This is a genomic window from Streptomyces sp. NPDC051963, assembly GCF_044593495.1.
Lineage (GTDB): Bacteria > Actinomycetota > Actinomycetes > Streptomycetales > Streptomycetaceae > Streptomyces.
The window spans coordinates 38,049-53,759 of sequence record NZ_JBIUCC010000018.1; the positions used below are offsets into that span (position 1 = coordinate 38,049).

The window sequence follows — 15,711 nt, forward strand, 5'->3', positions numbered from 1 at the left end:
GGTATCCCCTTCCCGAGAAGGAATCGATCCGCAGACGCGCCGTCTCGACGGCGCTGGAGACTGGGGGCGTTATGGGCGGCGAGCCGAACACAGTGCTCAAGGCGTTGTGTGACCGGGAGAAGCTGCCTTATCGCAAGTTCAATGAGCGGTTCACGCTGACCGGCGTTGAGCTGTTCGGCCACAACCCCAACAATCCAACGTGCGGCGAGCCTCAGTTCCGGCGCTGGACGGGCGGCAAGCTCGTGGGCCTCCCGGGCCCGGAGACGTGCGCGATTCTTGAGCGCATGTTCCCCGGCTACACCGCGGAGCAACAGTTCGCACACCCGTCTGAGGTCATCGACTCCCAGGTACCCGCATACCACCTGGATCTGGAAGAACGAATCGCAATGACCGCACGTGATGCTCATGAGGCCGCCGACGCAACCGCCGGTGTGTCCATCTCTGACAACACCATCGACGAGCTCCGCGACCAAGTCGTCACCCTCGCGCAGCGCTATCACCGCCTCGCGCCGCTAAGGGCGTTCGAGAATGCCGAAGAACTGCGTGTGAAGGTCGAGGACCACAGGGACCGTACGCAGGTGCCTGCGCAGCTCCAAGCCCTGATGATCCTCAACGGCCAGGTGGCGGCCCTGCTGTCCTCCGCGGCCTTCGATCTCGGCTACCTGCGCCACGCGCGGACGTTTGCCCGCACCGCCGCCCTGCTCGGCGAGACCACACGGTTCGCCCCGTTGCGGGCCTACGTCGACGGCTCGCTGGCCTACATCGCTTACCACGCGGGCGACAACACCGAAGCCGTGGTCAAAGCCGAACGCGCGCTGTCCTACGGCGGGCTCGGCGACGTCGCAGAGCGCCGCCTGCACGCGATCCAGGCACGCGCGTACGCCCACTTGGGAGACATCGCATCCGCGACGCGCGCTATCCGCCTCTCCCAGGAGCCCGGCCGCGACCGCATGGACGAGCTGCACGACGCGGTGGGCGGCGAGTTCGGTTTCACCGCCGAGCGGCTTGCCATGTCCAACAGCACCACAGCGCTCATCATCGGCGACAGCGGCCAGGCGGAGGCCGCCGCGCGCCATGCGCTCGCCCTCCTCGGACAACGGACACCCGATGCACAGTCCGCTCACGTCCAGGGCGGGGCCGCGGCCGACTTGGCGATGGCACGCCTCCTGGCCAATGACGTGGAGGGAGCCGCTGAAGCGCTGGCGCCGGTCTGGGAGATCCCGACCGATCAGCGGATGACGGGCATCGTGGTCCGCACGGCCCGTATCCACCGCCGTCTGTCACGCCCGACCTACCACGGGGCGCAGCTCCCCGGGCAACTCCGGGAAAGAATCGAGGACTTCAACCGCGTCTCCCCGCCGCACCAGATCGGCCCGCACGTCGGTCTCCTGGCGATCGAGGCCTGATCACAGGGAGGCGAGGATCTTCGCCTCCTTCTCCGGGGCGATCCCGTGCTCTGCCCACCTCGGGTGGTCCACGGGGCGTCCGTCCCGGGCCAGCCATGCCCACGTGTCCCGGATCGTCTCAACGATCGGCCGGCAGCGCAGGCCTGTAGCGACGGCCCCTGCCGAGTCCACCGACCATACGCCGGCGTGGGTGCGCCACAGGGGCACCTCCGTCCACTGCCTCACGCCCTGGTCGACCAGGATCTCCGGTGCCACCCACACCGGGATTCCCGTGCTGTCCGTCACCGTCAGGCACTCACGGACGAAGCCGTCAAAAGTGATCCCCTCCGGGTGCGTGACGTTGTAGCCGCCGCTCGTCGAGCTCACGGCCTGGTCCAACGCGAACTCAGCAACATCCCGGACGTCTACCGGCTGGATGCGCTGCCCAGCCGGAGCCGGGGCCACCAAGCGCCCGCCGCGCCTGGCCCGGTTCAGCCACCAGGGCAGACGGCCGACATACTCCCCGGGTCCCAGGATCACACCTGGCCGCAGGAAGACGGACGCCTCCCCGAAGGCTTCCGTCACCGCGCGTTCACCGCCCGCCTTCTGAAATCCATAGGCCGTGGGGCTCCCGTCCTCGCCCGTGTACCCGTACCTGTCGTCCGCATCCGCGGGGCACTCCAGCAGCGGGGAAGCATCATGCAGCGGCTGGTGAGGCCAACCCTCGTACACGGACACCGTGGAAATGTGGACCCACCGCTGTGCCGCTTCCCGCAGGACGGTGGTGGACAACAGGACATCGCGCGGCGCCAGGTCGGAACTGGACGTATCGATCACGACATCCCACGGGCCGTGTCCCGCAAGCCGGCCCAGGTCCTCCCGAACCGTACGATCCCCATGGACCGGCTGAACTCCCTCAACGTCCGGGCCGGACCGCCCACGATTGAAGGTCGTAACGGCCCACCCCCTCGCGAGCGCTCGCTCTGCAATGGACTTGCCCAGGAACCAGGTCCCGCCGATCACCAGAATGCGCATGCCCCCAATCCTGCCGTCACAGGGAGAGGCGTGGGAAGCGGCGCTCTGGCCTAGCAGGCAATCGGCATCACGGAGGATCACTCTGCTTCCGGCCACCCGCCCAGGACGGCAGCCAGGCGGTGGCGAAGAGCCGGATCCCTCAACTCGCCAGCCAGACGGAAAGCGATCGGCCCCACCTGCCAGCCTGCGTGATAATCGAAAAGCGGAGGCGGACCAGCCGCATTGTGCGCGAGCTTCGCTACCAGCTCCGCCAGCCGGAAACCCAGGTACTCCGCAGCCGTCAGGGGCTCGTCCTTGTCGAGCCCGCACTGACGGATCCGATCGAAGACCGCCCGACCCTGCGGCCATTGCGTGCTGTCTACGGCAAGAGCCAACGCAGCTTGGACCTCCAGGGACTTTCCCAGCGTCACCGAAGCAGCCTCGAGCACACCGCCCGCCCACACGACCGGGTCCCGCTGACGCTCAAACAGTGAACGCCCCCACAAGGCAATTCGGTCCGCGCTTCCACTCATTTCGCGATCATGCCAAGACCGTCAGCCACCAACAACCACGTTCCCAAGGCTCCTTCGTGTTCACCGAGTCGTCGCACACGAAGCAGCACCAACCCACCCGCCAAGATCACCAATCATGTTCAAGACGAGAGAGGGCGGGCCCCTTCGGCATGCGCCCGCGCAGTCAGATACCGGAAGGGGCTGTTCCGTGCGCGGGGGACGGCGTTGGCCGTGCCGTGCGTATGAGCGCTGAGCGTGCTGTCGTACGCCCCTGACCAAGGTCGTGTCACTGCTGTGGGACGCATTGTTCGGGGTACGCGTCCTTCATCGCAGTCCGTTCGCCCTTCAACCAGAGCGAGATGGTGCGCCATGTGACACGTTCTGCCTTCTGGCAGAGGGTGACGGTGCTCCGACGGCGTGCAGTGCGATGAAGGAATCCACTCCCACGATCACGCCCTCCTGGTGGGGCTGCGTGAGCCCGCTGCAAAGGCCCTGCCATGACCATCCCTACGCCTGTGTCGTTCACCCCGCATGCCGCGGGCTGGCCGGATCCGGTATCCACGGTCGGCGTCACCTCCGGCGCTTCGGTGCCCGACGTCTTGGTGGACGACGTGCTGCGATGGCTCGCCGCACACGGCTACGAGGACGTCAAGCTCGTCGAAGCGGCCGCGGAGCACCAACACTTCGCACTGTCTCGTGAACTGACTGCCCTCATCCGCCGGACCGCGGACACCACCGAAAGGCCGGCCTCATGAGCACCACCACCGGCCGCGAGACGCCCTCCTACGACGCCAGCAACAACCCCGCCGCGTCTACGGACAGCACGCAGCCGGACCTGGACCGCTCCCTAGCGCACATCCGGCTCCAGGCAGAGCGCCTGCGTGACCGCCTGAACAGTCGAGTCGAAGAGGACGGCCTGGTCCGGGACCAGTGTGGCAGCCGTGTGCTGGAGTCAGCGTTGCTGCTGTCCTTATTACGCAAGACCCGCACCCTGCCCACCGTCCACGACGGTCTCACAGGATACCTGCGCAACGCCCGCCCGGACGGCCCCATGGACACCATGATCGTCGAAGCGGCCATGGGACAACCCGGGCAGCACGACCGGGCAGTGGCCTATCTGAATGAGTTCCGGCACCACACCGGGGCCCGCAAACGCCTCATGCTCAGCACGCTGCTGTCCCTGACGGGCGTCATGCCCACCGACACAAACACTGACGCGCACACCCTCCACTACCAGGGATACGCGGCATGGACCGAGCTGTCCCTGTGTGCCATCAAGATCCTCCACGGCCATGCACGCGCAGGACACGCTGCCGTGAGCACCGCAGACCGGAACTACCTGGCCGGCAGACTCGCATCCGCCAGCCTCGATCAGGTGTGGGAAGGGAACGCGCTCGCGCACCTGATCGCCCTGCACGCCCTCCACGCCTGCCAACCGGACAGCCCCCTCCTGCACAACGGCATCGCTGCCCTGTGCCGGATCCGCAACAGCGACGGCGGCCTGCCCTTCATCGCGGGCCAGGAGATCTTTGTGACCGCCCTGGCCGGAAGAGCACTCGCCGCAGCTCGGGCCCCACAATCGCTCCTGATCCAGATGGGCGACCGGATCTCCGGCCTGCAGCAGCGCGACGGTGGCTGGGGGTACACCGAGACCACTTCCCAGACCGACGTCGACGACACGGCTGTCTGCATCGAATTCCTGCGCATCACAGACACAGCCCGATACCGGCAGGTACTCGCTCGGGCAGAGCAGTACCTGGGCGCGATGGCCGACCCCCGTGGAGGATTTCCCACCTACATGCCCGGCCATCAACGCGAGGCCGATATGACCGCCGGGGCCGTCATGGCCTTGTCCGCCTCCTGGCAAGACCACGCCCCGCTCCTGGACAAGTGCGTCGACTTCCTCCTCTCCGCTCAGCGAGGCGACGGCACCTTCGAAAACAGCTGGACTCGCAGCCGGTCCAGCGCCATCCACCGGGTTCTGGACGCCCTTCGCCACGTCCCTCCAGCTTCTGCGGACCGGAGCGCACGCATCGCTCACGCCACCTTGGCAAGCACCAGATACCTCGCCAAGACCCAGAATCCCGACGGCGGTTGGGGCTACCACCCGGGCAAGGACAGCGACGTCGTGTCCACCGCGCACGCCCTGACGGTCATCGCCTACACCGGCGACCGCCACGCCCTCAGACGTGGACTGCACTACCTCCTTGCCCACCAGAATGCCGACGGCGGCTACACATCGGTCCCCGACCAATTCGGCCCACGCCCCTTGCCCTTCGACTACCCAGTACTGGCCGACGTCCATGTCCTGGATGCCTTCACCCAACTCCACTACGCCCTGCGAACCGCAACCACCGCTCCGAAGCAACCAGCGCCAACTCGCCCCACGGGCTCAGTCGAAGAACCGGCGCCCGGATCCGCAGCTGTGCCCTAGCCAACTCCCACGGTGGATGCAGCCTCTGGGCTGGCCCCACCCGAAGCGAGGTGAGATGACCGCCACACCACAGATCCCTGTCGCCCCTTTGTGGAACCCCATCCCAGTGGCAATGCATGCGCAGAGTGAGTTCATCAACGAACAAGCGATCACCTTCGTCAGGAACTATGCGATATGCCGGGATGACAGGTACTGCGATGCTCTGGCCCGCGCAGGTTTCGGCCGCCTGGCTGCCGTCTGGTACCCGTACGCCGACCTGGAGCGGGCGCAGCTTGCTGCCGACTTCATGGGCTGGGGCTTTATCGTCGACGACCTGATCGACGATCTGACAACGGACCGGGACGTTCTCGTCGTCCGCCTCCATCGTCTCTTGCGTCTGCTGGACGCGCCGCTATGTCCGCCGTTGGATGACGATCCTCTCGCCCTGGCCCTGGTTGACCTGCGTACACGCCTCTTCGCCCTCGCCACGCCGGTGCATGCGCACCGGTTGGCCGTGTCCTGGAGGGAGGCGTTCTTCGGGGGTGTGTGGCAAAGGGCCCAGCGTGAAGTCGGCGTGGGTGACCTGGCGCGGGTGACCGCGATGCGTCTTTCCGACGTGGGCATGGGCGTGATTACGACCCTTTGCGAGATCGCGGGAAACTATCACCTCGCATCGGCCGATCTCGTCGCACCGCCGGTACGCGCCCTGACCGAGATGACCTGGCTGCTCGCCGCATACGACAACGACATCTTCTCGCTGCCCAAGGAGCTGACCGACCAACTGGCCGATACCAGCATCGTCACGCTCTGCGCCATACGGCGGGGCGGGGACACCCTGCAGGGCCTGGCGGACACGGTCGGCCTGCGCAACCAGACCATGGCACTGTTCCTGCGGCTGCGCGAGCAGACGCGCTGTGGCACCTCCGCGGCACTTACCCAGTACCTGGGGGATCTCGGCCGGGTGGTGGCCGGCAGCACCCACTTCTGGCACACCAGCTCCCGCTACCGCGAGGGTGTGGATACGCGATATGCCGACCTTCTGGCGAACGTGGCCGTCGGCGGGCCAGATCACGGACCGGACGTCGGGAACCCGCCTCCCATTCCCGCTATTGCCTGGTGGTGGGGCTGCTTACACGACCGCGTCCTCGAAGGAGAGCAGTCAGCCGTGACCGGAACGCACGAAGACGGCGACACGCGGTCGGATCCTGACCGCACGGACAACCCACCAAGTGAGAGCCAGAGGCGGGCATGACAGTCTCCTCCATCGATGGGAGATTCGTGCTCTTCGCCTCCCCCCGCGGGGATGGTCCCGAAGTCCAGGCCAGGTTCGCCCTGGTGCTCGAAGCGTTCCCTGCACCCACGGGGATGGCGCCGAGATCCTAGCCGGCTTCAGCATCCACTCGATTTGCTCCCCACCCCGGCCACCAAAAGACGCCGGTACTCAACGTCAAGGTCCAGTCTGTGCTTACGTCCCTACCTCGCCATCAACACACACCGAATGATCAAGGAACGTTGCAACAAGCGTTAGAACCCAAGCCGGAGGACCGGGACCCGATGGAGGTACGGGCGCAAGGACACCGACCGGACAGGACGCGACCGGTTCTACCCGCCGATCGCCGAGGAGCCGACTTCCGACGTCTCGCCGCGCTACCTCTCGGAGGACGAGCAGATCACCATTGCCGACCTGTTGCGGGCCAAGAAGTCCCTGCGCGCGATCGCCCGTGAACTCGGCCGCGACCCCGCCACGATCAGCCGGGAGGTACGCCGCGACCGCGACCCCCGCACGGGCAAGTACCACCCGTTCAAGGCTCGGCGGCGTGCTGCTGTGCGCCGCGCCCGTTCGAAGGAGGGCGAGATACGGCGCGATCCGGAGCTGAAGCAGTTCATCCAGCAGCACCTGGACCGGCGCTGGAGCCTGGAGCAGATCAGCCAGGTCTTGCGCGCCGCGTTCCCGGACAAGCCGGACCGCCACCTGGCGCACGAGACCATCTACCAGGCGATCTACCTGCCGCACCGTGGCGGCCTGCAACGCAAGGCTGGCGTGCGGCGCTCCGGGCGGCGAGCGCGTCGCCGCCGTCGCCGCATGGATGAGCGCGCCACCCACTTCGTCGACCCCGGGCACTCTCGGCGAGCGTCTCGCTGCCTGCTACGACAGCGCACTGCCCAACGGCAGTTCGGTCACCGGTGGGAACCGAGGACGCCGGCCAGGTCCACGAAGGCCAGGCCGCCGCAACGCGCAGTCAACGTCACGGCACATGACTGGCGTCGGGAGCTAGCACGGGGAAATCACAGACACCTGGCGGCTCTATCTCTCGCGCGCGGACGGAGGCAGTGCCACGTCCATCAAGTGGACGCAGGCCCATTTTCGTGCGGATAGGTTCGAGGAGCACAACAGTTGTGGGCGGTCAGTGTAGGGGGTCACAAGTCGGTGATCCGGATCCCGGCGTGTGTCTTGTAGCGGCGGTTGACCGAGATGAGATTGGCCACCAGGCTTTCCACCTGGTGAGCGTTGCGGAGTCGGCCGGAGAAGACTCCACGCATTCCGGGGATGCGTGCGATCAGGGCCTGCACGGTGTCGGTGTCGGCGCGGTCCTCCCCGAGCACCATGACGTCGGTGTCGATCGCCTCGATCTTCGGATCGGTCAGCAGGACAGCCGAGAGGTGGTGGAACGCGGCCGTCACCCGGGAGTCCGGCAGGAGTGCGGCGGCCTGCTCTGCTGCGCTTCCTTCCGGTGGCCGGATGGCGTAGGCCCCCTTGGAGTCGAAGCCGAGCGGGTTGACGGAATCGATGACGAGCTTGCCCACGAGGTCCTCGCGCAGCTCCTCCAGGATCGCGGCGTGCCCGTCCCACGGCACGGTGACGATCACAATGTCACTGCGCTTGGCTGCCTCGGCATTGGTCAGGCCCGAGATGCCGAGGCCGAGTTCGGCCGCCGCCGCCTGTGCTTTGTCGGTCGTGCGTGAGCCGATGACGACTGGTTGTCCGACACGGGCGAGCCGGTAGGCGAGTCCGCTGCCTTGTGGTCCGGTGCCGCCGAGTATGCCGACGGTCTGTTGGGCGATGTCGCCGGTTTCGGACTGCGACGGTAGGGCTTGCGGTGCGGCAGGCATGGGGATGGCAGGTGAGTTCATGGGGAGTGGTCCTCTCGTGCGTGGCGCGGATGCCGCCGTGTCTGGAGCGCCAGGGTGAGGGCGTCCTGAGTGTGGCGGCCGACGCCCAACTGTCGGGCGAGATGTAGGTCGTCGAGGGTGTCGACGTCGAGGCGGACGCTGGGCACGTCCAGGCCGGTGATCTCGTGGGCATCGTCGAGTCGGTGGCGGTGGGCGGAATTTCCCTCGAATGAGGGGGTGAGCAACTGCGGCAGTGCCGCGGCCAGCAGAGTGGTGCCCTGGCCCGTGCGGTCCGCGAGAAACGCCTTGTCGTGTAGGGCTGCTTCAGCCAGGACGTGGCCCAGCTCGGCGCTCCGAAGTGCGGGTAGATCAGTGGTCAGGACAGCGATCGGCCCGTTCTCCGCAAGGGCGCGCATCTGGCAGGTTGCCCTGTGGACCGCCGCGTTGAGCCCGCTTCGAGGGTGGTCGATTACGGTCATGGCCCCCAAGAGCGCGGCCTCGGCGGCGGCCTGTGGATCGTTCGTCACCACGAGGACGCGACCGACGCCGGTGGTGTCGCGTACGGCATCCAGCGTGTCTCTGAAGAAGGCGTGCGCGAGATCCTTGCGCGACGCGCTGCACCAGCCGGCCAGTCGGCTTTTGGCCTGGTGGAAGGGCTTCACCGGCAGTACGACGGTCCAGGTCTCGGGCACGGCTCTCACTCCGAAGTCGGGATGCCGGTGTATGAGGGGACCGAGGCGGACTCGACGAGGGGCAGCAACTCGGGCAGGTGACCGTCCGAGGCGGTCCCCGTCGTGATGCGTTCGGCCGGGACCTCTCCGTACAGGGTCGTCCGTTGACGCGTCGGCCGGCCAGCGGCCTCCGCGATGTCCTTGAGGTCCCGGATGGACTTGTACGAGCCGTAACTCGACCCGGCCATACGGGAGATGGTCTCCTCCATCAGCGTTCCGCCGAGGTCGTTGGCACCGCAGCGGAGCATCTCGGCGGCACCGTCGGCGCCGAGCTTGACCCAGCTGGTCTGGATGTTGTCGATGTGACCGTGGAGAAGGAGGCGGGCCATGGCGATCACGGCTCGGTTGTCCCGCGGAGTGGGGCCCGGACGGGAAACCCCGGCCAGGTAGATGGGCGCGTTGGTGTGGATGAAGGGGAGCGTCACGAACTCGGTGAAGCCTCCCGTCTGTTGCTGGATGCGGGCGAGCGTCCGCAGGTGTGCGAGCCAGTGGCTCGGCGTGTCCACGTGGCCGTACATCATCGTGGAGGAGGAAGGCAGGCCCAGTTCGTGGGCGGTGGTGATGACCTCCACCCAGGTGGCGGCGGGCAGTTTGCCCTTGGTGAGGATCCAGCGGACGTCGTCGTCGAGGATCTCCGCCGCCGTACCCGGGATGCTGTCGAGCCCGGCTTCCTTCGCTTGCTGGAGCCAGTCGCGGATGGACAGTCCGGTGCGGGTCGCGCCGTTCATGACCTCCATGGGTGAGAAGGCGTGGACGTGCATGTCGGGTGTGCGCTGTTTCACCGCCCGCGCGATATCGAAGTAGGCGGTGCCGGGCAGGTCCGGGTGGATACCGCCCTGCATGCAGACCTCGGTCGCACCTACCTGCCACGCCTGCGCGGCGCGGTCGGCGACCTGTTCGAGGGAGAGGGTGTACGCGTCCGCGTCTGTACGGCGCTGGGCGAAGGCGCAGAAGCGGCAGCCGGTGTAGCAGACGTTGGTGAAGTTGATGTTCCGCGTGACGACATAGGTGACCTCGTCGCCGACGGCATCGCGCCGGACGGCGTCGGCGATCCCGGTGAGGACGTCCAACGCGGGGCCGTCGGCATGGAACAGCTCAAGAGCCTGGTCGTCCGACAGCTTTGACGGTTCGTCAGCCGCCTGTGCGAGGGCGGACCGGACGTCACCGTCCATGCGCTGAGGTACGCCGGTCGCAGCGGCCCGTGCGCGTACCGCATCCCAGTCACCGTAGGCGGAGTTGTAGTCGCTGCGGCGGTCGTCGGTGCGGCCGGCGGTGTCGATCGTGCGATGCAGATCGGTTCGGCCCGTTGGGGTCAATGCGGCGTCCGGTTCCTGCCAGGGCAGCCCGCTCGGTCGGGCATCCGCATGGGCCAGGCGGGTCTTCACATCGGTGAGGGCGTCGACGTGGGGCAGGAGGCGAGGGTCCAGCCATGGCTCGCCGCGCTGGATGAACTCGGGATAGACCGTCAGCCGCTCCCGTAGCTGGAACCCCTCAGCGGAAGTGCGCAGCGTGAGGTCCTCGATCTGCGGCCAGGCCCGCTCGGGATTGACGTGGTCCGGGGTCAGTGGCGACACCCCGCCCCAGTCGTCGATGCCCGCCCGCAGCATGAGCGCGTACTCGCCGTCCAGCAGGTTGGGTGGCGCCTGGATGCGGGCGGCAGGTCCCAGCACGATCCGGCTCACCGCGATGGTGGCGGCGAGTTCTTCGAGTTCGGCATCGGGCATCGCGCGCATGGCGGTGTCTGGTTTGGCGCGGAAGTTCTGGATGATCACTTCCTGGATGCCGTGGTACTCGCGTGCGACCCTGCGGATCGCGAAGAGCGAATCGGCCCGCTCGTCGTAGGTCTCGCCGATGCCGATGAGGATTCCGGTCGTGAAAGGCACGTTCGATCGGCCGGCGTCTTCCAGGACGCGCAGGCGGACGGCCGGGTCCTTGTCCGGCGAGCCGTGGTGGGGTCCGCCGGGCTCGGACCACAGGCGGGTGGCGCTTGTCTCCAGCATCATGCCCATGGAGGGTGCCACTGGCTTCAGCCGCTGGAAGTCACTCCAGGAAAGGACTCCGGGGTTCAGGTGCGGGAGAAGACCGGTCTCCTCCAGCACGCGGATGGCCATGGCCCGTACGTACGCGAGCGTGTCGTCGTAGCCGTGGGCGTCCAGCCACTCCCGGGCCTCGGGCCAGCGGTCCTCGGGACGATCGCCTAGGGTGAACAGAGCCTCTTTGCAGCCGAGTTCGGCGCCTTGTCGGGCGATGTCGAGCACCTCGTCCGGTGAAAGGTACATGCCGTGGCCTGCGCGGTGCAGTCTGCCGGGCACAGTGACGAAGGTGCAGTAGTGGCACTTGTCCCGGCACAGCCGCGTGAGCGGGATGAAGACCTTTTTGGAGTACGTGATCACTCCGGGACGACCGGCCGCTTCCAGCCCGGCGTCTCGGATCTTCCCCGCCGTCGCGACGAGGTCAGTCAGGTCATCTCCTTGGGCCTGAAGCAAAACGGCGGCTTCGTGCACATCGAGGGAGACCCCGTTGGCAGCGCGCTTCAGGGCCCGCCGCATGCTGGTGGCAGTCGGCCTGGTGGCCTGTACCGCCTCGTCGATACTGGTCATGGTGCTCAGGGACTTCCTGTCGTATGGGATGCTGCCTTCGAAGGGGTGCTTCGAAGGCCGCAGGTGCGCGCAGGCGGACTGGCGGGCGCGCGGGCTGGCGGTGAGGACTTTCCCGGCGGCGCGCAGACGGCTGACGGTGGGAGGTGTCAGCCCCTCGTCGGTGACGGGCTCCAGGTCGATGAGAGGGATCTCCCGGTTGGCCTGGGCCGGTAGTCGACGAAGTCCGGGTAAGCGGCGTCCGTGAGTTTCCACCACTCGGCCTTCTCTTGGCCGCGGAGTTCACGCGCGATCATGTCCTGCTTGACCGGGCGATCTTGCACGGTCGGGGGCTATCTGGCCACGCATTCGGCCTTCTGAGTCGAAGGAAGGTCACTCGCCCGCGTCACAGACGCCACGGTCAGGGTGAGGGGGCGACGTTGCCTGCCGCGCAGCAGCAGAGTTGCCAGGGCCAACAGAGCGAGAGCGATGACAAGCCCACCGTATTCCTCAGAGGTCGGGATGAGGCCTCCGCCGTGTACCACCAGCAACCCGGCGCCCATGGAGGGAATTCCCAGACCGAGGTAGGAGACGACGAACAGCAAGGACAGCACGCCGGCGCTCTCATGAGCCTTGGCCAGCGGCATAACGGTGCGGATGCCGCCCTGGAAGCCGCTGCCGAACCCGACGCCGGCCACCGCCGTACCGATGAAGAACAGAGCGGGCGATGCCAGCCAGATGGCCAGCAGAGTGAGCGCCGCTCCGGCAATGAGGGCCGTGATGCCGGTGTACATGACGGTGGTTGCCTGAGTCTTGTGTAGGACGAGGGCGGTCAGGGACGCAATCCCTGCGAGGACGAACAGCCCCAGTCCTCCGTAGACGGCTGATGTGGAGCCCACGAGGGTTCGCACGAGGGCGGGGCCAAGGGATCCGTAGAAGCCGGCCAGCGCCCACGCAGCGAAGATGACGGGGGCTGCGGCCGTCACCGCAGCGCGGACCGACCGCGGGAGTCCGATGTCCGGGACCAGAGTCGCCAGAGCTCCCGCCTCGCGGCTGACGGTTTCGTCGATCAACGCGAGGGCGACCCCCTGCACTACGAACACGGCGAGCAGGCTCAGGTAGATCAAGTGCATGGGAGCCGGCAGGTACTGCACCACGAAGCCACTGCCCAGCGAGCCCAACGCTGTGCCGAGACCGGGGGTGAAGCCGTTCGCCACAGAACCGCGGGGGCGGTTGATGTCCATCATGGCTGCACCCACCGCACCGAGAGCGGCGCCGGTGGACAGACCCTGAACGAGACGCGCGATGAGCAGGGCCTCCACTCCACCGGCGGCGGAGAACAAGAGCATGGCTGCAGCCTGCACGGCAATCGCGGTGATGAGCACCGGGCGCCGTCCCACGTGGTCGGAGAGCTTCCCGAGAACCAGCAGACCGGCGAGCACGGCAATCGCGTAGGCACCGAAGACGACCGTGGTGGTGATCGGGGTGAAGCCCCACTCGGCTTGATAGGTCGCGTAGAGGGGGGTGGGCGCACTCGAGGCCGCGAGGAGTGAGACCACGACGGAGGCAAGTACCCAAAACGCCATCCTCGGCGGAATCACACGGCTCGACACCGTTGTCCGCCCGGGTTGTTCGACGGCATTCATGACGATCCTTCGTAGGGATGTGTTCGAAGACCAGACGGTCCACCGGCGACCATCCGCTCAGCGATCGACGCCACATCGAAGCGATTAGACATGTCTGTCTGCTCCGATCTCACGGTAGACAGGTCTGTCTAGGACAGTCAAGGCGGCCCAACGTGATGCGGGACACGGGACGAGAACGAATACCAAGAGATGTCCATCGCCCGCCCCTCGCACGGCCGCGTCGGGCGCCGACCGGAGCGACAACTGCCGGCAGAACAGCGGACCACCGAGCCGGAAGAGACGGCCGAGCGAGAGCTCACCGAGTACCACGGGGGCAAAATGGGGCGAACTCCGCGTCCTCGGTCAGCTCTTCCAACCCTGCGGTTCTGCGGGCTCGGACGCGGCCGGGCGTCCGGGGTTTTGGACTCGCCGGCATGCCCGGTAGGCCGGAGGGTTACGGCATTGCCACCGGCAAGGCGCGGGAATGTATTGACTCCGACTGGCGGCCCAGAAGACTTCAAGAATTCTGGTCAGCGGTTTCGCACATGGAGATCGGTGTAATCCAGCGCGAACGAGGTGGGCCCGTTGATCAGCGGCCCTTCGGGGGTCCGCCTCACGACTCTGCGGAAGTGGGGGAACGCGATCCCGCCGACCGTCTTCACGTCATAGGTGTAATGCGCAGCGACACCGCCGAGCACGTCGGTGATGTAATCCATGCGTTTGAGCATGAAATCCTCGCCGAAGTAGAAGGTCTGCACCTTGGTGTGCGTAGCGACGTGATCAGGGTACGTGACTTCCAATTTCCGCCAGGTTTCGCCGCTTTCCGTGTGCGGTTCGAGTTCGCGCGTGGTGAATCCGGGCTGGGTGAAGAGAAACGGAGCGGTGAGGTAGTTCCACACTGCGTAGCCGAGGAAGTAAGTAAGGTGCAGCGGATCCCACGGCGTATCCCGCACATGACCGGCGAACGCCGAACGGGGATCGCTTCGTTCAGTGACCACCGAACCGTCTGGGCGTTCGATCCATACGCGATCAGGCGTGAAGATCCAGCGATCCTCAGAGTCACGGTCGAGGTGCAGGATAGTCGTGCGCGGAGAGCGCGGGTCGATGGACACGCTGGGACGGAAATGGCCAGGGAAGCCTTTCAGGTCAAGCAAGTTCCCCCAAAAGTTGAATGTGACGTCAATGGCTTCGACTTCTTGCCATCGCTTCACGGTGCCGTGTGCGTCAAGAACAGCTGACAACAGTTCGGACATCAGGGTTTTCTCCTGCTCTGGAGGCCGAGTTTTTTCGCTGAACGCCTAGGCAGGCGAACAGATACGGCGTGGTGAAGCATCTTTCAGGTGTAGGCCACCGTTGCATCCAGGAATCGTGCGACATGGGTGACGAACAGTTCGGGAAATTGGAAAAGCGAACCGTGACCAGAGTCGGGATAGACGATTAGTTGAGCATTGAGGAGGTGCTGGGAGAGAAGGTAGGAGTTGATGGTGGGAACCATGATGTCGCGGTTGCCATTGACGATCAGAGTCGGCTGAGTGATCGTCTCCAGCTCAGCGAACGGCTTCCCATGTGGCTGTTGCCAGTCGACAATCGCCCTTATTTGAGCTTGCATGGTCTGCTTTGAGGTAGGGGGGTCGGTGTCTGTGGTGCGCTGGTGACGGCGCCCCCAGAACCTTTCGCTCGCGGCTTGGCTGGTCGCTGATGGCGCGAAGAACAGGAATTGGAAGTCCTCAAGCGTAGGCGTTTCGTACCTGGTACCCACAGTGTTCACGTCGGGGTGCCGGTCCGTGTCGTCGCCGGCACGGGGCTTGGTCCCGACGAGTACGAGTCTCCGCACCAGTGCGCGGTGACGAAGTGTGAGCGCCTGCGCGACGTAGCCGCCGACGGAAAACCCCAGGACGTCAACCTGGGCGAGACCCAGCGCGTGGATGAATGTGGCTGCATCATCGGCCTGGGCTTCCACGGTGTCCGGAGTCTGGCCGCTGGAGCTTGCGACTCCCCTATTGTTGAACAGGATGACCGGACGGTTCGCAGCGAGTCCATCTGTAACGGCAGGATCCCAATGATCCATGCCGCCGCGGAAGTGCTGCAGGAACACCAGCGGCGTCCCGCTTCCGGCGCCGAAACGCCGATAGGCGTACCGGATCCCGTCCTGGGTGATGAACTGCGTCGGCGCAGTCACATGAGAATACCCAGCCGGGTGAGCTGACTCCGCCGTCATCTTCGGCTCTCCATCCTGTCGGCCGGTTGGCGTGGTGGTGATGAGTTGGCGGGCAGGTGCGACTACGCGGGCGGGCCGCTCGACAGCCACGACATCTGCCTCGGAAATGCGTCCGCTGTTGAGGCC

Annotated in this window: 14 protein-coding genes; 5 read left to right on the forward strand and 9 right to left on the reverse strand. The window is 66.3% G+C overall.

Translation table 11 applies throughout. From position 1 onward, the window contains the following. Positions 1 to 71 precede the first annotated feature (71 nt). On the forward strand, positions 72 to 1,406 hold the full coding sequence (locus tag ACIHFB_RS44510) for a DNA-binding protein (RefSeq protein ID WP_400129860.1): 1,335 nt from the start codon (positions 72 to 74) through the stop codon (positions 1,404 to 1,406). Here ACIHFB_RS44510 and ACIHFB_RS44515 read toward each other — a convergent pair whose 3' ends face one another. Both ACIHFB_RS44515 and ACIHFB_RS44520 read right to left on the reverse strand, forming a co-directional pair. Beyond that, positions 1,407 to 2,420, reverse strand: a complete 1,014-nt coding sequence (locus ACIHFB_RS44515; protein WP_400129861.1) for an NAD-dependent epimerase/dehydratase family protein — start codon at positions 2,418 to 2,420, stop codon at positions 1,407 to 1,409. A gap of 77 nt (positions 2,421 to 2,497) precedes the next feature. Next, a complete protein-coding gene (locus ACIHFB_RS44520) occupies positions 2,498 to 2,932 on the reverse strand; it encodes a hypothetical protein (RefSeq protein WP_400129862.1) in 435 nt (144 codons plus the stop codon). 476 nt (positions 2,933 to 3,408) lie between these two features. Between ACIHFB_RS44520 and ACIHFB_RS44525 the strand changes: the two genes are divergently transcribed. From ACIHFB_RS44525 to ACIHFB_RS44540, 4 genes are all read left to right on the forward strand, one after another. Then, entirely contained in the window at positions 3,409 to 3,666 is a 258-nt protein-coding gene (locus ACIHFB_RS44525) for a hypothetical protein (protein ID WP_400129863.1), read from the forward strand. Beyond that, entirely contained in the window at positions 3,663 to 5,345 is a 1,683-nt protein-coding gene (locus ACIHFB_RS44530; protein ID WP_400129864.1) for a prenyltransferase/squalene oxidase repeat-containing protein, read from the forward strand. The genes ACIHFB_RS44525 and ACIHFB_RS44530 overlap by 4 nt, the downstream gene beginning before the upstream one ends. 55 nt (positions 5,346 to 5,400) lie before the next feature. Continuing rightward, complete coding sequence (locus tag ACIHFB_RS44535) at positions 5,401 to 6,576, forward strand: hypothetical protein (RefSeq protein ID WP_400129866.1); 1,176 nt, start codon at positions 5,401 to 5,403, stop codon at positions 6,574 to 6,576. Between the two features lie 360 nt (positions 6,577 to 6,936). Further along, complete coding sequence (locus ACIHFB_RS44540; RefSeq protein WP_400129891.1) at positions 6,937 to 7,701, forward strand: transposase; 765 nt, start codon at positions 6,937 to 6,939, stop codon at positions 7,699 to 7,701. A gap of 41 nt (positions 7,702 to 7,742) precedes the next feature. Here ACIHFB_RS44540 and npdG read toward each other — a convergent pair whose 3' ends face one another. The 7 genes from npdG to ACIHFB_RS44575 form a co-directional block, all read right to left on the reverse strand. Next, the gene (gene npdG, locus ACIHFB_RS44545) at positions 7,743 to 8,456 is read right to left on the reverse strand and encodes an NADPH-dependent F420 reductase (RefSeq protein WP_400129867.1); all 714 of its coding nucleotides are present in this window, start codon (positions 8,454 to 8,456) and stop codon (positions 7,743 to 7,745) included. Next, on the reverse strand, positions 8,453 to 9,127 hold the full coding sequence (cofC, locus tag ACIHFB_RS44550; RefSeq protein ID WP_400129868.1) for a 2-phospho-L-lactate guanylyltransferase: 675 nt from the start codon (positions 9,125 to 9,127) through the stop codon (positions 8,453 to 8,455). Before cofC ends, npdG begins: the two co-directional genes overlap by 4 nt. A 5-nt stretch (positions 9,128 to 9,132) precedes the next feature. After that, the gene (locus tag ACIHFB_RS44555; protein WP_400129869.1) at positions 9,133 to 11,766 is read right to left on the reverse strand and encodes a bifunctional FO biosynthesis protein CofGH; all 2,634 of its coding nucleotides are present in this window, start codon (positions 11,764 to 11,766) and stop codon (positions 9,133 to 9,135) included. Between the two features lie 146 nt (positions 11,767 to 11,912). Continuing rightward, on the reverse strand, positions 11,913 to 12,059 hold the full coding sequence (locus ACIHFB_RS44560) for a hypothetical protein (protein WP_365288099.1): 147 nt from the start codon (positions 12,057 to 12,059) through the stop codon (positions 11,913 to 11,915). Positions 12,060 to 12,095: 36 nt separating this feature from the next. Continuing rightward, the gene (locus tag ACIHFB_RS44565; RefSeq protein WP_365288085.1) at positions 12,096 to 13,388 is read right to left on the reverse strand and encodes an MFS transporter; all 1,293 of its coding nucleotides are present in this window, start codon (positions 13,386 to 13,388) and stop codon (positions 12,096 to 12,098) included. Positions 13,389 to 13,897: 509 nt separating this feature from the next. Further along, a complete protein-coding gene (locus tag ACIHFB_RS44570) occupies positions 13,898 to 14,620 on the reverse strand; it encodes a hypothetical protein (RefSeq protein WP_365288083.1) in 723 nt (240 codons plus the stop codon). Between the two features lie 83 nt (positions 14,621 to 14,703). Then, positions 14,704 to 15,585 carry an alpha/beta fold hydrolase gene (locus ACIHFB_RS44575; RefSeq protein ID WP_400129871.1) on the reverse strand — a complete coding sequence of 294 codons (882 nt, stop codon included), beginning with the start codon at positions 15,583 to 15,585 and terminating at the stop codon, positions 14,704 to 14,706. Positions 15,586 to 15,711 lie beyond the last annotated feature (126 nt).